This window comes from Aequorivita todarodis (assembly GCF_028561335.1).
Classification (GTDB): Bacteria; Bacteroidota; Bacteroidia; order Flavobacteriales; family Flavobacteriaceae; genus Aequorivita; species Aequorivita todarodis.
Map to the genome: position 1 here is coordinate 14,375 of NZ_JAQQTG010000049.1, position 26,262 is coordinate 40,636.

The 26,262-nt window shown below is 41.7% G+C and carries 15 protein-coding genes; 5 read left to right on the plus strand and 10 right to left on the minus strand.

All coding sequences use genetic code 11. The annotated features are described in order from the left end of the window. Nucleotides 1-168 precede the first annotated feature (168 nt). Nucleotides 169-2,412, minus strand: coding sequence for an inorganic phosphate transporter (locus tag POV26_RS13470; RefSeq protein WP_272856989.1), 2,244 nt, complete (start codon nucleotides 2,410-2,412; stop codon nucleotides 169-171). Between the two features lie 74 nt (nucleotides 2,413-2,486). Beyond that, on the minus strand, nucleotides 2,487-3,701 hold the full coding sequence (locus POV26_RS13475) for an OprO/OprP family phosphate-selective porin (protein ID WP_272856990.1): 1,215 nt from the start codon (nucleotides 3,699-3,701) through the stop codon (nucleotides 2,487-2,489). 400 nt (nucleotides 3,702-4,101) lie between these two features. Between POV26_RS13475 and POV26_RS13480 the strand changes: the two genes are divergently transcribed. Continuing rightward, entirely contained in the window at nucleotides 4,102-4,461 is a 360-nt protein-coding gene (locus POV26_RS13480) for a nicotinic acid mononucleotide adenyltransferase (protein ID WP_062620028.1), read from the plus strand. A 71-nt stretch (nucleotides 4,462-4,532) separates the two neighbouring features. Here the strand turns inward: POV26_RS13480 and POV26_RS13485 are convergent, their stop codons facing one another. Both POV26_RS13485 and POV26_RS13490 read right to left on the minus strand, forming a co-directional pair. Continuing rightward, nucleotides 4,533-7,364, minus strand: coding sequence for a TonB-dependent receptor (locus POV26_RS13485; RefSeq protein ID WP_272856991.1), 2,832 nt, complete (start codon nucleotides 7,362-7,364; stop codon nucleotides 4,533-4,535). Nucleotides 7,365-7,456: 92 nt separating this feature from the next. Next, complete coding sequence (locus POV26_RS13490) at nucleotides 7,457-8,704, minus strand: hypothetical protein (protein WP_272856992.1); 1,248 nt, start codon at nucleotides 8,702-8,704, stop codon at nucleotides 7,457-7,459. Between the two features lie 188 nt (nucleotides 8,705-8,892). Between POV26_RS13490 and POV26_RS13495 the strand changes: the two genes are divergently transcribed. The 3 genes from POV26_RS13495 to POV26_RS13505 all read left to right on the plus strand — a co-directional run bounded on the left by POV26_RS13495 (nucleotide 8,893) and on the right by POV26_RS13505 (nucleotide 15,846). Continuing rightward, nucleotides 8,893-10,221: a deoxyguanosinetriphosphate triphosphohydrolase gene (locus POV26_RS13495; protein ID WP_272857054.1), complete on the plus strand. Its 1,329-nt coding sequence runs from the start codon at nucleotides 8,893-8,895 to the stop codon at nucleotides 10,219-10,221. A gap of 162 nt (nucleotides 10,222-10,383) precedes the next feature. Beyond that, nucleotides 10,384-12,972, plus strand: coding sequence for a T9SS-dependent M36 family metallopeptidase (locus POV26_RS13500; RefSeq protein WP_272856993.1), 2,589 nt, complete (start codon nucleotides 10,384-10,386; stop codon nucleotides 12,970-12,972). 285 nt (nucleotides 12,973-13,257) lie between these two features. Then, complete coding sequence (locus tag POV26_RS13505) at nucleotides 13,258-15,846, plus strand: T9SS-dependent M36 family metallopeptidase (RefSeq protein WP_272856994.1); 2,589 nt, start codon at nucleotides 13,258-13,260, stop codon at nucleotides 15,844-15,846. A gap of 52 nt (nucleotides 15,847-15,898) precedes the next feature. Here POV26_RS13505 and POV26_RS13510 read toward each other — a convergent pair whose 3' ends face one another. Then, the gene (locus POV26_RS13510) at nucleotides 15,899-17,677 is read right to left on the minus strand and encodes a 1-deoxy-D-xylulose-5-phosphate synthase (protein WP_272856995.1); all 1,779 of its coding nucleotides are present in this window, start codon (nucleotides 17,675-17,677) and stop codon (nucleotides 15,899-15,901) included. 179 nt (nucleotides 17,678-17,856) lie between these two features. Here POV26_RS13510 and POV26_RS13515 point away from each other — a divergent pair, with 179 nt between their 5' ends. Next, the gene (locus tag POV26_RS13515; RefSeq protein ID WP_272856996.1) at nucleotides 17,857-18,306 is read left to right on the plus strand and encodes a nucleoside deaminase; all 450 of its coding nucleotides are present in this window, start codon (nucleotides 17,857-17,859) and stop codon (nucleotides 18,304-18,306) included. Nucleotides 18,307-18,360: 54 nt separating this feature from the next. Here the strand turns inward: POV26_RS13515 and POV26_RS13520 are convergent, their stop codons facing one another. From POV26_RS13520 to POV26_RS13540, 5 genes are all read right to left on the minus strand, one after another. Then, nucleotides 18,361-18,558 carry a cold-shock protein gene (locus tag POV26_RS13520; protein ID WP_272856997.1) on the minus strand — a complete coding sequence of 66 codons (198 nt, stop codon included), beginning with the start codon at nucleotides 18,556-18,558 and terminating at the stop codon, nucleotides 18,361-18,363. A gap of 96 nt (nucleotides 18,559-18,654) precedes the next feature. Further along, a complete protein-coding gene (locus tag POV26_RS13525; RefSeq protein WP_272856998.1) occupies nucleotides 18,655-18,900 on the minus strand; it encodes a hypothetical protein in 246 nt (81 codons plus the stop codon). Between the two features lie 29 nt (nucleotides 18,901-18,929). Next, complete coding sequence (locus POV26_RS13530; protein WP_272856999.1) at nucleotides 18,930-20,726, minus strand: chloride channel protein; 1,797 nt, start codon at nucleotides 20,724-20,726, stop codon at nucleotides 18,930-18,932. 43 nt (nucleotides 20,727-20,769) lie between these two features. Beyond that, nucleotides 20,770-22,533 (minus strand): aspartate--tRNA ligase, encoded by a 1,764-nt coding sequence (aspS, locus tag POV26_RS13535; protein ID WP_272857000.1) that lies wholly within the window; start codon nucleotides 22,531-22,533, stop codon nucleotides 20,770-20,772. 216 nt (nucleotides 22,534-22,749) lie between these two features. Further along, nucleotides 22,750-26,247, minus strand: a complete 3,498-nt coding sequence (locus tag POV26_RS13540) for an efflux RND transporter permease subunit (protein ID WP_272857001.1) — start codon at nucleotides 26,245-26,247, stop codon at nucleotides 22,750-22,752. Nucleotides 26,248-26,262: the final 15 nt, after the last annotated feature.

Below are 26,262 nucleotides of genomic sequence, written 5' to 3' on the forward strand. Positions count from 1 at the left end.
ACAATATTCCAACATTAATTTGAAACGGAGCATTTTTTTTCTGGAAAATCGTTCCCCAAGGCATCAAAATACGGCATATGCCCTATAAAGTTTAGCGCCACTTCGAATTTTAAAAGGAAAAAGGAGCCCGATTCGGCTCCCTTTTCGCTAAAGATGTTCTGGAATTTACTACGCTTTTTTATAGCTGGTGTAATACTCTTCCATCAAATTCATCAAAGCTTTTACCAAATCCTTGGTTTCGAGCAACAGGCTGAAATACAAAGTGGTGTTTTTCGGGCTCGATTCTTCGGTGCGGGTTCGGGCTATCTGCTTTTCAATCTTGTTTGAAAGACTTGCGAAGATTTCCTCTTTTTTAGAAAGTACATTCCCGATTCGCTGGAATTCTTTTTTGTGGAAAATATCCTCAATTTCATTTAAGAGTTCTTCCAAATGTTGGTCTATTTCCTGCAAATCTTTAATTTGGTTGAAGCGAAGCGCTTTGTGATTGTTGTTCACATGCTTGTAACTCGCCTTCGAAATGAATTCCAAGGACTGCACAACATCGGTCAAATACCCTAAAATCACGATATAGAAATTACTTCCCCGGACGCTGGTTTCGTCAAGATTCTTAATGAAATAGAAAATGTTGTCGCGCAGTTCTTCCACTTCATCGTTCAATTTATTTACCCCTTTTTTGCTCTTTTTCAGTTTTTTGGTGTCCTGTTTGGCAAGGCCGCGAAGCATATCGCTGTAAATTTTGTTGGAACGTGAAACCACATTGCTGATGTTTTCGGCACTTTCCTGGATTATTCCCTGAACGGTTTTGCTTTCGGTTTTCTTCAAGCCACTTTTATCCAGTTTTAGTTTCACTTTGTTTTTGTGCGAAAGATAATTCCGAACCAACAAAAGGATAGCCAATAACAGCAATACGGCAATCATTGCGCCCCTTCCTATATAAATTAAATAGGCGAGCGTTCCTGCAGCAACAAAAGCTACAAAAGCCGTAAAAAACCAACCGCCGATAACGTTGAGCACGCCGGCAACCCTGTAAACTGCGCTTTCACGGCCCCATGCTCTGTCGGCCAAGGATGTACCCATAGCCACCATAAAGGTTACATAGGTTGTGGAGAGCGGCAATTTCATAGAAGTTGCGGTTGCAATCAATATACCTGCAACCATTAGGTTTATGGAGGCACGGATCATGTCAAAAGCAGGCAACTCATAGGTTTTATGCTTCGGAAGGTTAACAACGGGTTTTTCAAACCGCTTGTCTATTTTTGTTTGAAGCGATTTGGGGAGAATGAACTCAAAATAGGTCGCAATCTGGGTGCTCGATTTTACCAAAAACCGCGAAAGCATATTCGGGCTGAACTTTTCGTGCCCTTCGCCTTGACGTGCAAGGTCTATCTCGGTATCAGAAACGGTACGTGCTTTTTTGGAAAACCAAAGGGTAAGTACCATAATACCACCCGCAATAAATAGAAGCAAGGGTTCTGCGGGCACCTGATCTGCCAGACTGTGCATATTGTAATCTGAAGCCGCCACCCCGGAAGCTGCCCAATCTATGTAACTATGGTAGGCCGCCATCGGTACGCCTATAAAGTTTACCAAATCGTTCCCCGCAAACGCCAGGGCAAGACTGAAAGTACCTACAGCAATTACGATTATGAGAATGTTCTTTTTGAAAATCATCATAAAAAGCTGTGAGAATACCGTCCAGAATATGAAGCTGCCGCCGATAAGCAACCAAGTGTCGCTTTCAATAATGTTTTTAAAACTTCCGTAAAATGGCGTACCCTTTAATCCTTTTACGAGGATGAAATAACTAATACAGGTAAGGGCCAAACCACCAAAAATAGCCCCGAAATATTTCATCTTCCGTTCTACATGAAATGTAAACACGAGCCTTGAGAGGTACTGCACGACCGCACCCACGGTAAACGCAATTACCACGGAGAGTAGGATTCCCGTGATGATTTCTACCGCTTTTTCGGTGTTGATGTATTTTGTGATGGCTGAAATGGTCTCCGCATCGTTATGGCCTATTTTTATCAATGCCATAATAACGGCAGCTCCCAAAAGTTCAAAAACGATGGAGACCGTGGTAGATGTGGGCAACCCAATAGTGTTAAAGAAATCGAGCAGTAAGATATCGGTTATCATTACCGCCATAAAGATGATCATGATTTCATCAAAGTAAAACTCGCCGGGGACAAAGATACCTTTCCGCGCTACTTCCATCATCCCGCTTGAGAAAACGGCCCCAATGAAAATTCCCAAACTGGCGATTATCAAAATGGTCCTAAAGGAAAGTGCCTTGGAACCGATGGCGGAATTTAGAAAGTTTACGGCATCGTTACTTACCCCAACCACCAAATCTGCAATAGCAAGTGCGGCAAGCGCCACGATCATTAATAAGTAGATATTATCCATTCTGGTTTTTATTAAATTGGTGCAAATTTCCCATTTAAATCAGGAATGATTGTTACCAAATTGTTATCTGTATTTTAAAAATCTATTTGAAAGCGCCCCTGTAAAATTGTTGCGTTTCCTTGGTCTTTAATATCTGCCCAAATATAGTTTACCATTAAACGGGTTGCCGGATTCAAATACCAATTCAAGCCCAAAGCAAGGTCCGACTGTTTTCCGCCAAAGATTGATTTATCGGTCAAATCTGTTTCCGAATAACGCACAGCCACCTCCCAAGCTCCGGCGCCGCTGGCTTTTCCGCCGAAATTTCGATTGGGTTTTACCCTGTCAAAACCTTCGTATGAACTTTTATAGTTTTTGCTTTCACCCGTTATAAAAAAGCTCGCTTCGCCATAAAAATTGGAAAAAGCGAAGTCATCGGCAATGGTTTTTACGGTAGCGTTTAAATATTCCCCCTGAAAAGAAAACGGCCCGTGTACGTACGCCGCCTCGTAATTCGTGAGGGCAATACTTTCTACATCTTCCAAAATTCCGGTAGAAATATATTTGGGAGCCAAATACGCGCCGGGTCTTATAGCAACTTGGTACGCTTTGCTCTCTGGTTTTCTGTAGCTGTGTGCTGCGCCCAAATGCAATAATTGTCTTTTTTCTATATTTCGTATTGCCAGACCGGTCATTCTTCCCGTTATCACATAGCCATCATCGGCAAAGGCATCGTCGCTGCTGTTGTTTGCATTTCGAAAAGCCCCCACCTGGGCAGATAGACGCTGGGCTAAAAAATCGTTCAGCAAAAGGATACCGTTGTTGCGGCTTTGGGCGAAGGCATCATTTTGGCCCGGCTCCATAAAAGTGGTGTATTTGCTGCTGTTTAGGGCCGATAGCCGAAAAGGTTCCTTAAAATGCCCAATCATAATGTTGCCTACAACAGGAATATCGCCCACTCCAATGTACACATCCTTTAGCTCCGTTTCATCACCGGCAAAATCTACTTGAAATTTGAAGAAAGTATGTTCATAAATAGTTCCAGAGAAAAATAACCTTGCCCGTCTTATCTCGGTCCCGCTTTTTGCTTCAAGGGGGCCATAGGTTTCATTGAGGGCGCTATTTTGGAAGAGGTAGGCGTGGTCCACCATAATCCGACCGCCGAATTTTAATTTAAATTGCTGGTCCTGACTTTCCAATTTAAATCCGTTGTCCCATTTAAAAGAAAAGGGATTGCCGGGTGTTTCCTGCGAAAACGTAGTAAAAAAAGAAAACACCAAGGCACTGAAAAGGAAGTGCTTACGCTGCATTGAAAATCAGTTTTAGTTTTTGTCGCCACAAAGGACTGATTTTATGGCAAATTGAATGTTTCTTTAATGTTAAGTTAACAGGGTAATATTAACATTAAAATTCAAAGAAAAGGGCTGTGCAAATAGGCACAGCCCAATTTGAAAATCTAGTCGACAAAAACTAAACGATTTCAAAAATTGCCCAATATAATAGGCAATTACAAAGAAAATCTATCGATCATAACTTAGTGTGAAGATAGCTTTACCAAATCATTAAGATATTGATTCGAAACAAAGGACTATTTTTAAAACACTGAAAATAAACAGGTTAAAGGTTTAATGTTAAGTTAACGTTACCAAATGGTTTCGTAAGCGTTAATTTTGTAAATTTGATTATTCTGAAAATCTAAAACTTCGAAAAATGAAAAATTTAATCACCCTTTTTGCAATCGTATTAACAGTTTCAATGGCATTTGCACAAAATGCTAATAAAAACACGTATTATTTGGATGGCAATGTGATTAAGGCAACAATATATCACGATAATGGAACGGTTGCACAAACTGGCTACTATACTGCAGACAATAAGCTAACTGGAGAATGGGTGAGCTATGATTTTAACGGTAATAAGACTGCCATTGCGCAATATAATAATGGTGAAAAAGTGGGCACGTGGTATTTCTTTACAAATGAAGACATAAAAGAAGTTTCTTATGCTGATGCCCGTATTGCCAAGGTTGTAACTTGGAAATCTGACGATATTCAAATTGTTTCTAATTAAACTCTAATTCTATTATACATAAAAAACCCTAGCTCAAATGCTAGGGTTTTTTATTTTTCAAGTAATACATTTTAAAATTTGAGTGAGTAGCCCAAACTAATTTCTTGTCCCGGACTCCATTTGGAAAATAGTTGATCTTCTGCTCCAAACGATTGATAAACGCTTTCAATATCGTCATTTAATAAGTTGTCAAACTTTAAGGATATTGTTGAATTTCTGTTTGATCCAAAGCTTTTTGAAATGTTCAGTTTCACATTGTGAAAGGGCATTGTATAAACATCTGCCACATCTCCTGCGCCTACAATTTGAAGGGTTTTTCCCTGAGTATTGTAGAAAAGGCCTCCTTGGAGTCCAGTTTCCGCATATTTATAATTGAAGCCAAGGTTTATTAAATAAGGGCTTTGGCCTTGCAATTGTCTATTGTCGTCAAGAGTTTCACCGGTACGTAAATTATCTAGCCTTCCTTCCCTTTCGTCTTCACTGTACTGCTGTTGCGATTCTATAAGTGAGAAATTTAAATTAAAATCTATATTCTGTAAACCGCTTATAAACCCGAGATTTTTTCTTATTTCTAGCTCACCCCCAAAAACTTTTGCGTCTCCTAAGTTTAGTGGCGTGTATTGTCCATATGCCCTTCTGATAAATGAAAGCTCAATAGGATCAGTAAAAGATTTATAGAATCCGCTTATTGCGAAGAAATCTCCTGCTTCTCCATATTGTTCGTATCTAATGTCAAAATTATTTACATAAGTAGGCTGAAGGTTTATATTGCCAATAAATGTGGTACTGCTTATTGGGTCAAAAATTTCGGCGAGTGAGGCTTCTTTAAATGAAGGTCTTGCCGTAGTTATTGAATAGGAAGTACGTATTTTTTTGTTTTCATCTTCATTCAAATCAAAAATTAGATTTGCCGATGGGAAAAAGTCGGATTTTTCTAAAATTTTGGTATCTTCCAGTCTGGTTCCGTCCTGTCTTTCACCTGTGTAAATCAAGTCGAATTTTTCAAACCGCACCCCTAAAGCTGCATTCATCCAATTTGTTACCTTAAATTCTTCAGCTATATACCCTGCTGCGATTTGTATTTTTGAATTGTAAGAATCTGAATCGTTGGAGTCTTGGCGCACATAGGTTCCGCTATTTGTATTTGGGTCATAAATATTTTCTGGGATCAATAGTTGGTTTGGATTACCTCCAAATGTTGCCGACGAAAAATTAAGCAACGGCAAAGAGTATTTTATTACTTCAAAGTCTCTTTCTTTTTGGGTAAAGGCACCGCCAATTTTAGCTTTTGCTTCAAAGCCAAAAAGATTGTGATCCTTTTCAAGGCCAATTTTTCCGGCAAGATTTAACTCTTCAAGTGATCTAAAAAATCTGGAGGCATCGCCAGATTCACTTGGCTCAATTGTAAATACTTCCTCGCCCGTATTGGGATTTATTGATACTCTAAATGGAGTTGTGCGAAAATCTTTATCGTCCACCTTGGCAAGGGAGGGCGATAGGTTCCATTCCAAATTCCAGTCATTATTACTGCCAAGGGTATGTGTGCCTTTTAATAGTCCATTTGTAATGGATCTCTGAACGTAGGTTAGGTTGTCTTTTTTAATCGTATTGCTGCTAACTATAAAATTGTCCAGCCTAAAAATGCCCGCTTCAGATTCTCCATTTTGGATGTGAAGTACATTAAATTGATATTTTGATTTTTCGGTTTTAAATGTTAATCCACCAAGGGCGCTAATTAAAACGGTGTTGTTTCCTAACTCACCAGTTTGTGTGCGGTCTGCTAAAAGTTCAAAATTAGATCTGTCTGATTCGTCTTTTCTGTATAGCTGGCCATTGATGTATTCATCGTAATACTTTGTTTCATTTCGGTATGACACTGATGCCAAATACCCTAATTTATTTTCGCCTACATCAAATTGATCTCCCGCTGTTATAGCAAAGTTATAGTTCATAAAACTTTGTTCCCGCTCTGCTGCCATTTGTGGGTTAAACCGTTGGGTTAAATCTCGAACAAGCTCTCCGTCCTGTTGCGGTAAAGGCACTTGTTGCGATTGGGGAATAGGATTGTCCCTTAGCCCGTCATCAAAACCTAAAAAGTCTGTACCACTTTTATCGCCTGTTAAGTAGTTGTTTTTGAAATGAAAATCAGCGTTGTAGCCCACTCCAAGCGAAATACTATATTCAGCCCTGCTAGGAATGTCCTTGGTTACGATGTTTATTACACCGCCGGTAAAGTCGGCTGGCTGGTCTGCAGTTGCAGATTTGGTAATCAATACATTTTCTAGAATTTGTGAAGGAAAAATATCCAGTTGCAGTGTATTTCTATCAGGGTCCAAACCGGGCACTTCCATGCCATTTAGTATGGATTTTGTGTATCGGTCTCCTAAGCCCCTAACATACACGTATTTTCCTCCTTGTACCGAAACGCCCGGAACGTTTTGAACTGCTGAAGCCACATCGCTTGCACCAGTTTTTTTAATGGATTCCAAAGACAAGCCATCCATTAGGGTAACTGAGTTTTTCTGAATGCTTAAAACAGAAGCTTCTGTATTTTTACGGGCAGTTGTGGTAACAACCACTTCATCCAGTTGTCCAGCAGAAGCATTAAGCGTAACATCAACAGTTGTGGTTTGGCCTGGATTTATTTTTACTTCTGTAATTTCCTTAGTTTGATATCCAACGAACGAGAAAACAAGTGTGTAAGTTCCAGCATCTAACTTTAGGTTGTACTTGCCATCAAAATCAGAGGTTGTTCCCGTTTGTGAACCTTTCACAATAACGTTTGCAAAAGAAAGCACGTCATTATATTCACCATCATTTATAACCCCCGTAACAACACCTGTTTGTGAAAAGGAAATTTGAAATAAAAACATTGCAATAAGCAATGGGAAAATATTTTTCATAAAAATATATTTATAAAATTTGCCCGTCTTCTTTTAGAAAGACGAGCAAATTGCTAATTGATTTAAAACAAGTTAAATGAGAATACAAATTTTTAGAAAGCTCCTTTAGATTGTGTGTAAGTCCAAGTAAAGTTTGAAAGATTGGCTCCTCCTGAATTTCCAGAGTTTGCCCAAGAAGCAGCTCTTTCAGTAAATGATGGATTAAGGATTATCGGTGTTTCGCCTTCGCCAGTTTTTTCAACAAAAATGTCATTAGCGTTAGCAACACCACTAGGTAAGCTTACAGTCCAATTTGAAAACGATAGCTTTCCATTGAGGAAGTTTTGTGCCACTGCATTGTTGTCTAACTCTACATCAGAATCTGCTTTAAAACCTACTGCATAAATGTTTTTTAGGGTGCCCATTGCTCTGTCGCGCAAATCTGCATATTCGCCATTTTCTGTAGTAGTATTTCCGATTAACGTGATACCGTCCAGTGTGAATTTTCCTTCCAACGATCCTGCTGGGCCGTCAATTTCTAAAGCGTGGTCTGAAACATTTCCTAAGATTGCAACGGAATTTGAAATTGTACCGGAATAAGCCTCGTCTATATCAAGGGCATCATCACCGCAGGCCCAAACTATTGCGTTTGAAACATTTACAGATCCTCCGAACCACTCGATGCCATCATCCACATTTGCTACAACTTCAATGTTTGAAATAGAAGTTCCTGTTCCCACGGCTCCAAGTGTAAGACCGTTAATTTCATTACCATCCCCAATAGAAGTACCTCCGTGGCGAATGGAAACATAATTCAAAGTACCTGAATCATCTGCATTATCAGATCCTCCATAAAGACCATTCGTGTCACTGGCTGGAATACCTTCAATTTGGTTTTCAAGGGCATCACCAGACAAAGAGGCTTTTGCCTTACCTAATATTATAACACCGCCCCAAAGGCCTCTGTCATTTTCAGTAAGATTAGTGCCAAATTTTTGTCCCAATGCTATATTATCTGCAATTGAAGTAAATATAATTGGCTTATCTGCCGTTCCATTAGCTTCAATTTTTGCACCTCTAGCAATAATAAGTACAGCAGCACTAGCTTCTTGACCCGCATAGGCTTTTATTATTGTTCCTTCATTAATGGTTAAGGTAGCGCCGGAGGTAACTGTTACACGGCCATCAAGTTCCCAAATAACATCATTGGTTAATGTCATGTCTGATGTAATTTGACCAGATAGTTTATTGTTTACGGGATCTGGGTCTGGATCAATAATTGGTCCGTCGTCATTACTGCTGCAGCTAACGCTAAGCACAAGAGCAAAAATCGCTATTAGAGGTAAAAAGAATTTTTTCATTAGTTTCATCTTAATTTTATAGATTAATTTCTTGGGGCAAAGATGGTTCTCTTATGTAAGGTTTGTGTTAAACTGAAGTTACCAGTTCGTCATTTTAGGGTTAGCTAAACGTTAAGCCGAAACCAAAAAAAATTGATTGGTTTGCCTTTTGAAAATAGTATCTTGCCTACAAAATTTTTAAAATTATGATGCAATGGGAACAGTTGCTTTCACTACGGAAGCACGGAGATAAAAACAAAAGACTGAGAATTGAGGAGAACGAGACCCGTTTGGGGTTTGAAGTAGATTATGACCGGGTAATTTTTTCCTCCGCTTTCCGAAGTTTGCAGGATAAAACCCAAGTTATCCCGCTTTCAAAGACTTCGTTTGTTCACACCCGATTAACGCATAGTTTGGAAGTTTCCGTGGTGGGGCGCTCATTGGGAAGAATCGTGGGGAAGGAAATCCTCAAGAAACATCCACAATTGCAGGGTGTGCACGGGTATCAGTTTAACGATTTTGGGGCGATTGTTGCTGCCGCTGCCTTGGCACACGATATTGGCAATCCTCCGTTCGGTCACAGTGGCGAAAAGGCCATTGGCGATTACTTTCTGAACGGAAATGGCAAACGTTTTAAAAATCAACTTTCCGAAAAGGAATATCAGGATTTGGTTGCTTTTGAAGGAAATGCCAATGGGTTCAAAATCTTGACGGAATCCAAAAACGGGGTTGAAGGCGGCCTGCGGCTGACCTTTGCAACCTTGGGAGCCTTTATGAAATACCCCAAGCAATCGCTTCCGAAGAAACCTACAGCGCACGTTGCCGATAAAAAATTCGGCGTTTTTCAAAGCGATACGGATTTTTTTAATGAAGTGGTTTCCGAACTCGGGCTTTTAAACAGGAACAATACTGGTTTTGCGCGCCATCCGCTTACTTTTTTGGTGGAAGCTGCGGACGATATTTGCTACACGATAATCGATTTTGAGGACGGAATCAACCTCGGATTGATTGAAGAGGACATCGCGTTGGAATATTTGATCAATTTGGTCCGAAACAATCTAAAAACGGAAGTCTATTCCCGATTGAATACACCGCAGGACCGATTGGCCTATTTACGCGCGCTTGCCATAAATACGCTGATTGCAGAGGCGGCGGCTATTTTTATTGAAAACGAAACGGAAATTTTAAAAGGAACCTTTTCCGAAGCCTTGCTGGACAGAAGCCAATACAAAGCCCAGATTGCCGATATTATAAAGATAAGTGTTGAAAAAGTGTACCAAAGCACCGAAGTGATGGAAAAGGAAATAGCTGGCTACACCATATTGAGCACATTGCTCGATGCTTTTACTACGGCTTTTGAAAACCATCAAAACGGAAACGCACGCCATTACGATACACTTTTGTTGCGAATGTTTGAAGGGAATATTTCCGAAAACCAATCGGTTTATGGATATGTAATGGACTGCTGCAGTTACATTTCACGATTGACGGATGGGAATGCGCTTCAAATTTTCCAGAAAGTAAAAGGGAATTTATAGAAAGACCTCTTTGGGGTAAGAGGGAATTGTGTTAAATATCAGCTTTTTAGTAAAATTTCGAAAATTTTACAATAATTTTAAAAGAGCTAAAGCATACCCAATTGACATTGTTTCAATTTGTTATGGCTTATTAACTTCGCTAAAAACTTAATCTATGGTCCTATGAAAAAAATTCTTTACTTATTCATCATTTTTACCGCCAATCTTTCCTTCGCACAGGATTACAGTGGCGTGATAAAAACATATCTTGAGCAAAACCGATCAGCGTATTCGTTACAGCAGCAAGATATTTCAGACATTTCAGTGGTATCACAAAGTTTCTCAACGAGCATGCAGGCCTATACTGTTTATGTAGAACAACGATACCAAGGCATTAAATTGTTTAATTCCACTTCCCCTTTTTTGGTAAAGGATGGGGCGGTTGTAAGCGCAAAAGTTTCATTTACCGAGAACATTGCTTCAAAAGTCAATGGAGTAAATCCCGCATTAACAGCAAATATAGCCATTGCAAAAGCGGCTGCCGCACTTGGGCTGGATGCACCTTCCAATTTAGAATTGCTTCAACAGGGAATGGATAATACCTATATTTTTTCCGATGGAAATATTTCATTGGAAAATATTCCCGTACAGTTGGTCTATCAAAAAATGGAGAATGGCAATTCTTTAAGACTGGCTTGGGATTTAAGTATCTATTTACGCGATGCAAGCCATTATTACAGTGTGCGTATGGATGCGACGACCGGGGACTTGCTGGAAACTATGGATTGGGTTTCGCAATGCCATCTGCCTGATTTTTCTGCGACCCATAAGCACGGCTCAAAAAACAACGAAAGTATTTTGATGGGAAACCATACTTCAATCAAAAAAAACACACTTGTAGATGCCCAATATCGGGTTTTTGCGTTGCCATTGAGAAACCCGGACGATGGGCCAGACACCTTGGTGATCAATCCTGAAGATGCAACGGCCTCCCCGTTTAAATGGCATGACACAAATGGTGCTGCAGGTGCCGAATACACAATTACACGAGGAAACAATGTTTATGCATATTTGGATTTGTGCGATACAGATTCGGGAGATTCACCCGATGGTGGGCCTACTTTGAATTTTGATTTTCCTTTTAACCTGCCTCAGGCTCCGGCTAACTTTAGAGATGCTTCAGCCGTGAATTTGTTTTATTTGAATAATACCATTCACGATGTAATGTACCAATATGGTTTTGATGAAGCCAGCGGCAACTTTCAGGAAAACAATTATGGCAATGGCGGTAATGGCAGCGATTCAGTAAACGCAGAAGGGCAGGATGCCGGCGGAAACGACAATGCAAACTTTGCAACCCCACCGGATGGCGGTAACCCAAGAATGCAAATGTACCTTTGGGGTGCAAGTTCTGCACCGGTTGCAAATATTTTTACAATTAATGGCGGCCCTCTTGCCGGAACCTATAGTGGTGTTGCCGCGGGTTTTGGAGCAGGAATCCCTATAAATCTGACCCAAGATTTAGTTTTGGTGGAGGATGATGACGCTGGTCCCTCTTCCGACCCGAATGACGGTTGCGACAATATTACGAACGGGCCGTCCATAAATGGGAAAATTGCCGTAATAAGAAGAGGGGAATGTGAATTTGGATTTAAGGTTTTGGCCGCGCAAAACAACGGTGCCGTTGCAGCTATTATTGTAAACAATGTGGCCGGCAATCCACCGCTTATGGGTGGCGGCGTCTTTGGCTGCCAAGTTACAATTCCGGCATTTGCCATTTCAAATGTTGATGGAGAGCCTATAATAACTCTTTTAGACGGTGGTGGTTCCGTAAACGGGACAATAAACGGGACAGATGTTCCGGTAAGCCGTGACGGCGATCTTGACACTGAAGTTGTTGTACATGAATATGGCCACGGAATCTCAAACCGACTTACCGGCGGGCCTAACAATACAGGATGCCTGCAGAACGAAGAACAAATGGGAGAGGGCTGGAGCGATTTTTTCGCATTGGTGATGACAATCTATAATGGAGACCAAGGAGCAGATGTAAGGCCGATGGCCTCTTACGCCTCTGGCGATCCCAATGGAATCAGGACCCATCCTTACAGTACAAATTTTGGTGTAAATCCACATACTTATGACGACATTAAAACCGAAGTTGCCCCACACGGAGTGGGATCGGTATGGGCAGCGATGCTTTGGGAAATGACGTGGGATTTAATAGATGAATACGGTTTTGATCCGGATATTTACAATGGAAATGGCGGTAACAATGTAGCATTGCAACTGGTAATCGATGGTTTGAAACTACAGCCCTGTAGCCCGGGATTTGTGGATGGAAGAGATGCTATTCTTGAAGCAGATGTATTGGCCAACGGTGGCGCAAACAGATGTATTATTTGGCATGCTTTTGCCAGAAGAGGCCTTGGGTTAAGTGCAAGTCAAGGAAGTTCATCCAGCAAGTCTGACGGCACTGAAGCTTTTGATGTACCTGTTGATTGCCAATTAGGAACAAACGATAATGGTAGCATTAAGAATTTCATAATCTATCCAAACCCGTCCAAGGGCGAAATAAACATTATGTCTAGAGTTGATGTGGGCAACGCAACCCTTTCTATATTTGATATAAATGGCAGAAAAGTCTTTACCCAGCAAGTAGAGCTCCATAACAGCACAAGCATTCAGGCAGGGGGGCTTAATGCAGGGGTTTATTTGATAAAGATAGAAAGTGAAAATAGCACACAAACTTCTAAATTAATTATCAATTAAATACGGGTAATTTTTATAGGTAAAGAGAGGCCTTATAGCGGCCTCTTTTTATTTTCTATAGGAAATACTAACCATTTGACACCTAAGTTTTGAAGAGTCGAAATAGGGCTCAAAATTAAAATATTGGAATATTACACGTCTAAATATGTTAAAAAATGAGTTGAAGAAGGTTTTATAGCCAATTTTATGATATTTTTATAAATTCTATTTTTGGAAATTTTATATCAACATTTTTTTTGATCAATCATTTCTGATCGTAATCACCTAAAAACTTAATTTTATCTTATGAAAAAAATTCTTTACTTACTTGTCATTTTTGCTGTAAATGTTTCCTTTGCACAGGATTACAGCACTGTGATAAAATCGTACCTTCAACAAAACAGAGCGCAGTATTCGCTACAACAGCAGGATATTTCGGATATTTCAATTGCTTCCCAGAGTTTGTCAAAAAGCATGAAAGTCCACAATGTTTATGTTGAACAACGCTACCAAGGCATTAAATTATTCAATTCGGTTTCCCCATTCGTTATAAAAGATGGGGCTGTAATAAGCGCGAAACTTTCTTTTACTGAAAATGCTGCTGCAAAAGTAAACAGCACTTCCCCGTCTATTTCCGCGGTAATGGCAATATCAAAAGCTGCAAACGGGCTTGGTCTGGAAAATCCTTCAAATCTTAATTTATTGGAAACAATTTCAGATAACAGCTACATTTTTTCCAATGGCAATATTTCTCTTGAAAACATTCCCGTAGAACTTGTTTATCAAAAAATGGATGAAACGGGCGCATTAAAACTTGCTTGGGATTTGAGTATCTACCTACTGGATGCCTCACATTATTACAGTGTTCGTGTTGATGCCCTTACTGGGGAATTATTGGATACAAACGATTGGGTGGTGAGCTGTAATTTTGAAGGATCGCACTCCCATACCAATTCAGGCAGTATGCTTTTCTCAAATACTAAAGTAAACCATTCAAGCCGCACGCTTGGCGATGGTTCTTCGTATCGTGTATTTCCTTTGCCGCTGATTGCTCCTAACGATGGAGACGACCAGATAGTTTCTGACCCTTCCGACCCTATCGCTTCCCCATTTGGATGGCATGATTGGGATGGAGTAGCCGGTCCAGAGTTTACGGTAACTAAGGGTAACAATGTTCTGGCAAATGAAGACCGAAACGGTAACAATGGTAATGGTGATACCGCTGAAGGTGGCCCAACACTTACCTTTGATTTTCCTTTTGACCTTCCGCAGGTTCCAGTTAACTTTTTGGATGGGGCGATTACCAATTTGTTTTATATGAACAACATGATGCACGACATTCTTTACCATTACGGTTTTGATGAGGCAAGCGGAAACTTCCAAAAAAACAACTATGGCAACCCGGGCAATGGAAATGACTTTGTTGTTGCCGATGCGCAGGATGGCAGTGGCCTGAACAACGCAAACTTTGGAACCCCACCTGATGGTGGCGCACCAAGAATGCAAATGTATCTGTGGAGTGCCCCAGGCAAAGTATTGGGAACTTTTCTTACCGTGAATAACGGTCCGTTGGCTGGTGTTTATTATGCAGCCGATTCCAATTTTGCACCTGAATTACCGGTTTCTCCCATAACTGCAGATTTAGTGGTGATTGAAGATGACGGAGGCGATCCGAACGACGGTTGTAACAATGTAACCAACGGGGCTGATTTGAACGGTAAAATTGTTGTAATCAGAAGAGGAACTTGCGCTTACAACATAAAAACCCTCGCTGCACAAAATGAGGGTGCGGTAGCTGTAATAGTTGTGAATGACGTTCCCGGAGACCCTCTTGCAATGGGAGGAAATGGTTCCGGCATCACAATACCTGCTATTATGGTCTATCAATCAGACGGAGAGGCATTGATTACCTCACTTCTAAATGGAGATACCATAAACGCCACTTTAAAAAATGACGGTTCAGGAAATGATCCTTTCCAAAGAGATGGCGATCTTGACAATGTGATTATCGCACACGAATACGGCCATGGCGTTTCCAACCGTTTAACCGGTGGTCCAAACAATACTGGCTGTCTTCAAAATGAAGAACAGATGGGCGAAGGTTGGAGCGATTATTTTGGACTGATACTTACAATGAAGCCAGGTGACACCAGAAACGACTACCGAGGTATAGGTACCTATGCCCTGGGTGAAGGAATAGGTGGAAGAGGCTTGAGAACCAAATATTACAACACAGACTTCGCAGTAAATAATTTTACATACAATAGCATTAAGACCCAAGCAGTTCCTCACGGGGTAGGCTCCGTTTGGACAACCATGCTTTGGGATTTAACTTGGGATTTGATTGACCAATACGGTTTTGACCCAGATATTAAAAACGGAACCGGCGGTAATAACATTGCGCTTCAACTTATTATGGACGGAATGAAACTTCAGCCTTGCAGCCCGGGATTTGTAGATGGGCGTGATGCTATCCTGGAAGCAGACCAACTTCTTTATGCAGGGGCTAACAGATGTCTTATCTGGCGTGCTTTTGCCAAGAGAGGTCTTGGAGAAAATGCTTCCCAAGGAAGTACCAACAGCAGATCCGATGGAACAGAGAATTTTGATATTCCAGTAGGATGTGAGTTAGGTATTTCTGATAATGACGCTAACAAAATCAATTTCATAGTATATCCAAATCCTTCAAATGGAGAACTTAGCATCAAATCTCGAATAGATGTTGGAGAAGCTACAATCTCTATTTTTGATATGAACGGTAGAAAAGTGTTCAACCAAACAATTGAACTTCACCAAAGCGCGACCATCAATGCATCTGCGCTTACTTCAGGTATCTACTTGATGCAGATTGACAGTGCTGACCGTTCGCAGACAACTAAATTGATAATCAACTAAGATTGGATATCATTTTTGAAACTGAAAAGGGGCTCGAAAGAGCCTCTTTTTTTTATAGATTTTTTTGAAGGATTTGTTTTATTTTTTCAGAAGAAATACCTGCGATTTCCTGTAATTCTGAAATGGTTCCGTGTTGGGGAAAAACATCGGGAATGCCCGTAACCACAATTTTGTTCGTATAACCTTTGGAAGCAGCGAAAGCAGCAACCGAAGTTCCCAGGCCGCCAAGAATCGTTCCGTCTTCAACGGTAATAATTGTTTTGTATTTCTTGAAAATTTGATGAAGAAGCGCCTCATCCAAAGGCTTTAGGAAACGCATATCAACCAAGCCAATTTTTTCCTGTTGCGGAGGCGATAACATTTTCATTGCTTTTAGCGCATTTTCGGCTATGGTTCCAAGGGTCAGGACAGCTATTTCGTTCCCTTCTTTCAAAACAGCAGCTTTTCCGATTTCAATATTGCTAAAAGGATTTTGCCATTCCAAAATCTTTCCCCTACCGCGTGGATAGCGGATAAATATCGGCAAATCCAGTCCCTGCTGGGCCGTAAACATGATATTGCGCAGCTCCATTTCATTACGGGGCGCGAAAATGATGAGGTTTGGGATACAGTTTAAATAGGCCAAATCAAAAATACCGTGGTGTGTGGCGCCGTCTTCACCCACAATGCCAGCGCGGTCCAAACAGAAAATAACGGGTATTTTCTGAAGACAAACATCGTGAATTACCTGATCGTAAGCTCGTTGTAAAAAAGTGGAATAAATATTACAGAACACATAAAATCCCTGTGTTGCCATGCCCGCAGCAAAAGTAACGGAATGCTGTTCGGCGATTCCAACGTCAAAGGCCCGTTCAGGATATGCATCCATCATGAATTTTAAGGAGCTTCCAGTGGGCATTGCGGGAGTAATACCTATAATTTTTTTATTTTTTGAAGCAAGTTCAACGAGTGTTTTTCCGAATACATCTTGAAATTTAGGAGGTTGCACCTCAGTGCTTTTTGGAGCCAGATTACCTGTAAGTGCATCAAATTTGCCGGGTGCGTGATATATCACTTGGTTTTCTTCGGCTTGCCGTAACCCCTTGCCCTTGGTTGTAATTATGTGGAGTATTTTTGGTCCCGGAACATTTTTAAGTCTTTCCAGTTCTGAAATGACCAAGTTCAAATTATGGCCGTCAATGGGCCCCGAATAGTTGAAGTTTAAAGCTTCAAAAATATTGTCAGCGTCCTTTGCGCCATTGGATTTCACTTTGGTGAAATATTCCTTTAACGCACCCACGCTTGGGTCTATGCCAATGGCGTTATCGTTTAAAATTATCAAGAGATTGGTGTCCGTAACGCCGGCATGGTTTAAGGCTTCAAAAGCCATTCCACTGGCGATGGAGGCATCGCCGACTACAGCTATATGCTGTTTGTCAATTTCGCCTTTCAATTTGGAGGCAATGGCCATTCCCAAGGCGGCGGAAATTGCGGTACTGCTATGTCCAACCCCAAACGTGTCGTATTCACTTTCGTCGCGTTTTGGAAAACCACTGATACCGCCCAACTGTCGGTTTGTGTGAAAAATCTCTTTTCTTCCGGTCAAAATTTTATGGCCGTAGGCTTGGTGGCCCACGTCCCAAACCAAAATATCATCGGGCGTTTTAAACACATAATGAAGTGCAATGGTAAGTTCTACCACGCCCAGACTGGCGCCCAAGTGCCCTTCTTTTGCAGCAACTATGTTTATAATGAATTCACGAAGTTCCCGTGCCAATTGCGGCAATTTTTCCTGCGGAATTTTCCGAAGGTCTTCGGGGGAATGAATGCTATTTAATAATTTTTCTGACACAGGACAAAGATAGGTTTTCAAAATTGTATATTTGGGTTGAGGGGATTTAGAAGTTTATAAGTTTAGTCTAAAATTAGGGCACTATGAGAATATTTGGCTTTGAAAAATTACAGGTTTGGCAAAAATCAAGAGAACTTTCTGTCTTTGCTCATCTCGCTAAACCTTATAACCTTTAAGTTTTGATTAACCCCTACGACGATACCTATTTTATGAAACGCGCCCTCCAAGAGGCAGAAGCCGCCTATGATAAAGGCGAAATACCCATTGGCGCCGTTATAGTCATAAACAACCAAATAATTGCCCGGGCACACAATCTTACCGAAACGCTAAACGATGTTACGGCCCATGCCGAAATGCAGGCCATTACTGCTGCCGCTAATTTTTTGGGAGGAAAATATTTGATTGATTGTACGCTTTACGTAACCATTGAGCCCTGCCAAATGTGCGCTGGGGCTTTGTTTTGGAGCCAGATTTCAAAAGTTGTTTATGGCGCAAGAGATGAACATCGTGGGTGTATTGCCCTAAATGCGAAACTTCATCCTAAAACAGTGCTTACTGGCGGCGTAATGGCCGATGAGGCATCACAACTGCTAAAACGGTTCTTTATCGAGAAAAGGAACTTAAACTAAATTAAAAAAGCCTTTCAAAAATGAAAGGCCCTTGGTTTCCAAATCGTATATCTTTTAGTCATGGATTACGCGCACTTGGGCGGCAACCATTCCTTTTCTTCCTTCCTCTTCAACATATTCTACTTTGTCCCCTTCGTTAATGGCTTCACCATTTAAGCCGGTTACGTGTACAAAAATGTCCTTTCCGGTTTCATCATTGGTGATAAAACCAAAACCTTTTGATTCGTTAAAAAACTTTACTGTTCCTTCCATTGTAAATAAAAAATAAATTAATAATTAGATACAAATGTATAATAATTATGATTTCATGAGTTAAGGAAATCAAAAATTTTTATAGCTGCCCGTTGCTCAAATCTTCTTATCTTTTTGGTAATCCTGCATTTTCTGAATGTTTTCCTTGGTAAGCATATAGTCCTTTACACTGCGGTTTTTCCAGCGGTGATAGATGAATAGGGGCATTAAAATAAAAAATCCGACCAATAAGGTAAGGCCGATAATCAAGTTGCCAGTGCCTTCATCTGTGGATTTTATGTAAAAACCAACACCTAAACTTATAGCTACGGATATAAATAATATTGCAATAACGTACTTCATTTTTTAGTTTTTGACTACTGACCACTGAACTATTTCCCCGAAAAATCAATCAATTTTCTTCGGTATGCAGTTAGCAATTTCGATTTTGAAACGAAACCGTAATATTCCCCATTATTGATTACCGGAAGGTTCCACGCACCGGTGTCCTGAAATTTCTTCATAACATCGGTCATCTTGTCCTGGTTCAGGTTAATGATTCCCGGCGGACTGTGCATGAGCTCTGTGGCTTTTACTTCTTCATATAAATTTTGATCGAACATTACGGGCCGCAGATCGTCCAAAAGAATGATTCCTTCCAAGGCATTTGTTTTTTTGTTCAATACGGGAAACAGGTTTCTTTTCGATTTTATTACCGCCTCGTGAACGATTTCGCCTAAATTCATCTGCGGATGGACAGCTATAAAATCGCGTTCAATTACCGAGGTTATGTCCATCAAAGTGAGTACCGCGTGATCTTTGTTGTGCGTAATAAGGTCGCCTTTTCGGCCCAATTCCATCGTATAGACCGAATGGGGTATAAAATATTTGGTTAGCGAATAGGAGATGGCCGCGGTGACCATCAAAGGTATAAAAAGCTCGTACCCGCCCGTTACTTCCGCGATAAGGAAAATTGCGGTCAACGGGGCGTGAAGCACACCGGCCATCAAGCCCGTCATTCCAACCAGGGTGAAATTACTCTCTGAAACCGGGTTGTTGAGCAACCCGATATTGTTCAAAATTTTAGCAAAACAGTTCCCCATAATACTTCCCATAAAAAGGGTTGGGGCAAAAATACCGCCCACGCCGCCCGCGCCAAAAGTGAGGGCACTGGCTATAATTTTAAAGACCACCAAGCCCGCAAGTAGCAGAATGACAACCCAGATACTGGATAGGTCTAAATTGAAAAAGTTGTTTTCCAAAGCGGCGTTGGGATTGCCCTGCACCAAATTGTTGATTACGTCGAAACCTTCGCCGTAAAGGGGAGGAATGAAATAGACGATGACGCCAAGGCCAATTCCGCCAATCAACAGGCGTTTAATGGGACTGCCAATTTTTTCAAAGAAATCCTGAATATAGGAATACATCTTTGTGTAATAAATGGAAACCATAGACGCTACCAATCCCAATAAAATAAAGAAAGGAATGTCGTTGATCTCAAATTTATCCGTGATTTTGAAGGGAAGTAAAACGTCTGTTCCCAAAAAGAAATAGGAAGTGGTAATTGCAGAAATAGACGCCAACAACAAAGGTACCATTGAAGCCAAAGTGAGGTCGAGACTGAAAACCTCTACCGCAAAAACAATGGCGGCTATGGGCGCCTTGAAAATTGCTGACATGGCACCGGCGCCGGCACAGCCGATCAACAAAGTTCGGGTAGCTTGGTTCATATGTAAAAGCCGCGACAGATTGGAACTTATTGCGGCCCCCGTCGCAACCGTTGGACCTTCAAGCCCCACAGAACCTCCAAAACCAACAGTAATTGGTGCGGTTATCAAACTGCCGAATATTTGAAAAGGCCGCATAAAACCTTTACGTTTTGAAATTGCGTAAAGTGTCGAGGGAATTCCGTGGCTAACTTTATGGCGAATTAAGTAACGCATCGCCAAAAATGCCAAAGTAAGACCGATAAGCGGAAAAATGAAATAGAAGGCCGTCTGGTATTCTGCAATAAGTTTGCCTTCTAAAAGATGCTGGATTAAGTGGGTGAAGTTTTTTAGAATTACTGCGCCCATCCCTGCCAGAAGACCAACCAATATGCTCAGAAACAGCACAAATTGTCTGTGGGAGATATGCTTTATCCTCCAAATGAGGAAGCGGGTCAGTATATTTCTTTTTTGTGTTGGCATCTTTAAAACTATCAAAAAATCCCGCAAATGCAGGATTTTTTTCTTAAGATTTTAGCGTAACCTTTAAATGAAGCTCCTCCAACTGTTTTTGGTCAATTGGCGCAGGCGCATCAATCATCACGTCGCGGCCGGCGTTGTTTTTTGGGAAAGCAATAAAGTCGCGGATGGTTTCCTGCCCGCCCAAAATGGCAACCAATCTATCCAAACCGAAGGCAATTCCGCCGTGCGGTGGTGCCCCGTATTGAAAAGCATCCATCAAAAAGCCGAACTGTGCCTTTGCTTCTTCGGGTGTGAAGCCCAAATAATCGAACATCAACGCCTGCGTTTTTTTATCGTGGATACGGATGGAACCGCCGCCGATTTCGTTTCCGTTTAAAACCAAATCGTAGGCATTGGCCTTTACCTCGCCAGGGTTTGTGGCCAAAAGTTCCAACTGTCCCGGTTTTGGGGAAGTGAAGGGGTGGTGCATGGCGTGGTAACGCTCCGTTTCCTCGTCCCATTCCAATAGCGGGAAATCCACAACCCAAAGCGGGGCGAATTCGTCATTCTTTCTTAAACCAAGTTGTTCTGCCAAATGCATGCGCAGTGCGCTTAACTGGGTTCGCGTTTTATATTTGTCTCCGGCCATTATAAGCATTAAGTCGCCAGGTTTCGCATTACATTTTTCGGCCCAGATTTTTAAAGTTTCCTCATCAAAAAATTTATCAATGGAAGATTTCAAAGTGCCATCGACATTGTATTTTACCCAAATTAAACCTGTAGCTCCAATTTGGGGTCGCTTTACGAAATCTACCAAGGCATCAATCTGCTTTCGTGAATATTCCGCACAGCCTTCCACATTTATTGCCACAACCAATTCAGCTTTATCAAATATTGGAAAACCTTTGGGCTCAAAAGTTCCCCCTTCGGGGGTTAGGGGGCAAAACTCCATCCCAAAACGAATATCCGGTTTGTCGTTTCCGTACTTCGCCATCGCTTCATCATAGGTCATTCTTGGGAATTCGGAAATTTCTACGCCGTTTATTTCTTTTAAAAGATGTTTCGTCAGCCCTTCAAAAGCCTTCAAAATATCTTCCTGTTCCACGAAAGCCATTTCGCAGTCTATTTGTGTGAATTCCGGCTGGCGGTCTGCACGCAGATCCTCATCGCGAAAGCATTTTACTATTTGGAAATATTTATCCAGACCGCCAACCATCAGCAATTGCTTAAAAGTTTGGGGTGACTGTGGAAGCGCATAAAACTGCCCTTCGTTCATTCGGGAAGGCACGACGAAATCGCGCGCGCCTTCGGGGGTTGACTTAATTAAATACGGGGTTTCTACTTCCACAAAACCTTCGTTTGATAAATAATTGCGAACGGCAATTGCTACTTTATGACGGAAGATAAGATTCTCACGCACAGGTTTTCTGCGGATGTCGAGGTAGCGATATTTCATACGCAAATCCTCGCCGCCGTCGGTTTCGTCTTCAATAGTGAAGGGCGGAGTAAGGGATTCATTCAGAATGGTCAGTTCAGAAACCAAAATTTCCACATCGCCGGTTTGCATGTTTGGGTTTTTGGACTCGCGCTCTATTACGGTTCCTTTCACCTGTATTACGAACTCACGGCCCAGTTTTGTGGCTTTTTCCATTACTTCCTTGGGAGTTCTTTCCTCGTCAAAAATAAGTTGGGTAATGCCGTAGCGGTCGCGAAGGTCCACCCAGACCATAAAGCCCTTGTCGCGGGTTTTTTGTACCCAGCCCGCGAGGGTTACTTCCTTGTTTATATCTGCCGCCCGAAGCTGGCCGTTGTTGTGCGTTCTGTACATACTATTTCCCGCGAAGGCAGGAATCTTTTGAATTAAACCTATATTTTATTGAGACGGCAAATTTAATAAGTAATTAATGAATAGTTGTGGTTTTAAAGGTATTATTATTGGGGCGGGTCTATTCACCACGAATTTCCGAATGTTTATAAAAGAAAAGACCTGCAAGATGTTGAAAACCTTGCAGGTCAGTTAAACTCATACGAATATTCTTATAAATTATGCAATTCGGCCATTATTCATAGCTTGTTTCGCCTTCAGCTTTTTAATCTCTTTCATCCGGCGTCTTTTTCTGAATTTAATTTTGGCGCGATTTACCAAATAGAACATTACCGGAACCACAATTAAGGTCAAGAAAGTGGCGAAGATCAATCCGAAGATTACCGTCCACGCCAGCGGGCCCCAGAAAATCACGTTGTCACCGCCAATGTAAATGTTTGGGTTGTAATCCGTGAACAGCCCAAAGAAATCTATGTTAAACCCAATGGCCAACGGAATTAGGCCTAAAACAGTTGTGATGGCAGTCAACAAAACAGGACGCAAACGCGACTTTCCACCCGCAACTATCAACTCAAAATACTGGCGTTTGGTGAGCATTTGGTCTTCATCCATTTGCAGATCGTACATTTTTCTGTCAATGAGAATCTGAGTGTAGTCTATCAATACGATGGCGTTGTTGACCACGATTCCCGCAAGGGAAATGATACCCATCATCGTCATAATAATCACGAAATCCATTTGGAAAACCACCAGCCCGAGGAATACCCCAGCCAAACTTAGCACCACCGAAGTTAAAATAATCATCGGTTTGGAAAGCGAGTTGAACTGCGCCACCAAAATCAGCAAGATTCCACCCAAAGCATAGAACAGCGCCAACAAAAGGAAGCCCATGTTGTCTGCCTGTTCTTCCTGTTCGCCCGTAAAAGCAAGGGTTATGTCTTTTGGCAGATCGTAATTCTGAAGCTCGGTTTTTAGGTCGTTTACAATTTCGGTGGCGTTGTAGCCCCCAATCACGTTGGAGTAAACGGTAATGGTCCGTTTCAGATCTTTCCTTTTAATAGAACTGAAGGAAGCGGTATTTTTCTTCGTAACCATTGCGGAAATAGGCACTTGCACAATTTTTCCTTGATTGTTCCTAAAGGTAATTGGCTGGTTGAAAAGCGCGCTTTCATCATAACGTGATTTTTCGGAAAGGCGGACGTTTATTTCGTAATCGTCATCACCTTCTTTATAGGTGGAAGCTTCTTCCCCAAAAATGGCACGGCGCAGGGTTTGCCCAATCTGTCCGGTGGAAATGCCCAATTGCCCCGCTTTTTCACGGTCCACGGTTACGTCCATTTCGGGTTTACTTTTGTTGACGTCTATCTTCAGTTCCTCGATACCGCTGATGCCCAAACCTTCAATATAGGAACGCAGATTTTCGGCTTGGCGAAGCATTTCCTCATAATCCTCACCAATCAATTCAATGTTTATTGGGTAACCCACGGGCGGGCCGGCAGCATCCTTTTCAACAATAATGGAAGCGCCCGGAAAGCCTTTTACGGCATCGCGCACTTCTTCAAGAACGGTGCTACTTTTCACGCCACGGCGCAGTTGGAAATCGCGCATGGAAAGGGTAATCTTTCCTTTTTGCGGCATTTCGTTGCTTTGGCCGCCGTCAGTCTGCGGGTTTCCGGCACCTTGGCCCACCTGCGAAATGGCAGATTCTACCATATAGTTGTAGCCGTTGTCATCATATTTCGCAATGGCGTCAAACACACGTTTTTCAACCTGTTTTGTAAGCTCGTTGGTCTTTTCAATATCGGTTCCCTGCGGATATTCAATGTAGGTAATAATCTGGTTGGGCTCATTTTCGGGGAAGAAAAGCACTTTTGGCTGTGCAATTCCCACTAAAATGAAAGAGAAAATTAAAAGTGCAATCGTTCCGAAGAAGAATACGTAGGCTTTTCTTCCGCGCAAGGCGTATTTCAGAATCCGTTCATAGAAATTTTCCAGCTTTTTAAGCGATTTGTACTGAAAATAATCCACGGCACCGGCCAAGATATATTTATAAACCCAAAGCATAATTGCAGTGAGGATTGCCAAGTTTCCAAAACCTCGGAAAGCGGCCACGTCCATTGCAAACCCTGCAACCAAAAGCAGCAACCCAACGCCCAAAAGGATCAAACTCCAACGGATCAGTTTCTTTTTTGCCAACGGCTCTTCTTCGGTTTTCATAAATTCTGAAGTAAGCATGGAATTTATAATCAACGCCACAAATAGGGAGGATGAAAGCACCACGGAAAGTGTGATGGGGAAGTAAATCATAAATTTACCAATGGTTCCCGGCCACAGCCCAAGTGGGAAAAACGCCGCTAAGGTGGTTGCGGTTGAAGCGATAATGGGCCAGGCAATCTCGCCCATACCTTGTTTGGCGGCTTTTCGCGGCGGCATGCCCTCGCTCATTAAGGTATATACGTTCTCCACCACCACAATCCCGTTGTCCACCAGCATCCCAAGACCCATCACGAGCCCAAAAAGCACCATGGTGTTCAGCGTGAAACCCAATGCCGAAAGGATAAATAGCGACATGAGCATAGAAAGCGGAATGGCGAAACCAACGAAGAGCGCGTTTCTGAAACCGAGGAAAAACATCAAGACCAGTACAACCAAAATTACCCCGAAGATGATGTTGTTTACCAAGTCGTTCACCTGGTTTTCGGTCTTTATGGATTGGTCGTTCGTGAGACTGATGTGCAGACTTTTTGGAAGATAACTTTCCTGTTCTTCGGCAACAATTTTTTTGATCTGCTCTACGGCCTCGATCATGTTTTTTCCGGCGCGTTTTTTCACGTCCAGCATCACCACTGGGTCGCCATATTCACGCGCATAGGTTGTAGGGTCTTTTTCCTGGAACTTTATATCGGCAATGTCTTTTAGGAAAATGATGCCGTCATCTTTTTTAACCACAACGTTTTCCAACTCTTTCGGGTCTTCAATTTCACCCGTAATCCGGATGTTTTTTTGAACGCCGTTGGTAATAATGTTTCCGCCGGAAATCGTATTGTTTTCCCCTTTTACCGCGTTGATGATATTGTCAAAACTAACCTGCGAGGCGGTCATTTTATAGATGTCAACCGCAATTTCAACTTCTTTTTCCTCGGCCCCGCGAATGGTGGCTTCCTTTATCTGGGGAAGCAATTCAATTTTATCTTGGAGGTATTCGGCATAGTCCTTCAACTGCTGTACGGGGTAATCGCCCGTAAGGTTGATGTTGAGGATGGGCATTTCTTCGGAAAAATTCAGGTCGAAAACATTCGGCTCTACCTTGGCGCCATTGGTAAGCGTGGGCCAAGTGGTTTCTGCCTTTACCTGGTCCACCTTATCTTTTACGGATTGTTTTGCTACGGGTATTTCAACATTTTCCTCAAATTCAACAATAATAATGGAGTAATCCTGAAGGGTAGTTGAAGTGATTTCCTTTACGCCGGCAACGTCCTTAAATTCCTCTTCGAGTGGTTCTGTGATGAATTTCTCAACATCCTCGGCAGAGTTTCCGGGGTTTACGGAGCTCACGTAAATTTTGGTCTCGATAATCTCTGGGAAAGCCTCGCGCGGCATACTGTAATATGAGTAAGCACCCAAAAACAGGATGATGGCCATAATTACATAGACCGTCATTTTATTGTCAATGGCCCAAGACGAAATACTAAATTCTTTATACGGGTTTTTGCTCATGGTGCAAAGGTTTTC

What these genes read in the sequence shown, in the direction of transcription:
- POV26_RS13530 (WP_272856999.1), bottom strand. Translation starts at nt 20,726, where the DNA reads ATGCCAACACAAAAAAGAAATATACTGACCCGCTTCCTCATTTGGAGG.
- POV26_RS13490 (WP_272856992.1), bottom strand. Translation starts at nt 8,704, where the DNA reads ATGAAAAAATTCTTTTTACCTCTAATAGCGATTTTTGCTCTTGTGCTT.
- POV26_RS13480 (WP_062620028.1), top strand. Translation starts at nt 4,102, where the DNA reads ATGAAAAATTTAATCACCCTTTTTGCAATCGTATTAACAGTTTCAATG.
- POV26_RS13520 (WP_272856997.1), bottom strand. Translation starts at nt 18,558, where the DNA reads ATGGAAGGAACAGTAAAGTTTTTTAACGAATCAAAAGGTTTTGGTTTT.
- POV26_RS13540 (WP_272857001.1), bottom strand. Translation starts at nt 26,247, where the DNA reads ATGAGCAAAAACCCGTATAAAGAATTTAGTATTTCGTCTTGGGCCATT.
- POV26_RS13525 (WP_272856998.1), bottom strand. Translation starts at nt 18,900, where the DNA reads ATGAAGTACGTTATTGCAATATTATTTATATCCGTAGCTATAAGTTTA.
- POV26_RS13475 (WP_272856990.1), bottom strand. Translation starts at nt 3,701, where the DNA reads ATGCAGCGTAAGCACTTCCTTTTCAGTGCCTTGGTGTTTTCTTTTTTT.
- POV26_RS13495 (WP_272857054.1), top strand. Translation starts at nt 8,893, where the DNA reads ATGCAATGGGAACAGTTGCTTTCACTACGGAAGCACGGAGATAAAAAC.
- POV26_RS13505 (WP_272856994.1), top strand. Translation starts at nt 13,258, where the DNA reads ATGAAAAAAATTCTTTACTTACTTGTCATTTTTGCTGTAAATGTTTCC.
- aspS (WP_272857000.1), bottom strand. Translation starts at nt 22,533, where the DNA reads ATGTACAGAACGCACAACAACGGCCAGCTTCGGGCGGCAGATATAAAC.
- POV26_RS13485 (WP_272856991.1), bottom strand. Translation starts at nt 7,364, where the DNA reads ATGAAAAATATTTTCCCATTGCTTATTGCAATGTTTTTATTTCAAATT.
- POV26_RS13500 (WP_272856993.1), top strand. Translation starts at nt 10,384, where the DNA reads ATGAAAAAAATTCTTTACTTATTCATCATTTTTACCGCCAATCTTTCC.
- POV26_RS13470 (WP_272856989.1), bottom strand. Translation starts at nt 2,412, where the DNA reads ATGGATAATATCTACTTATTAATGATCGTGGCGCTTGCCGCACTTGCT.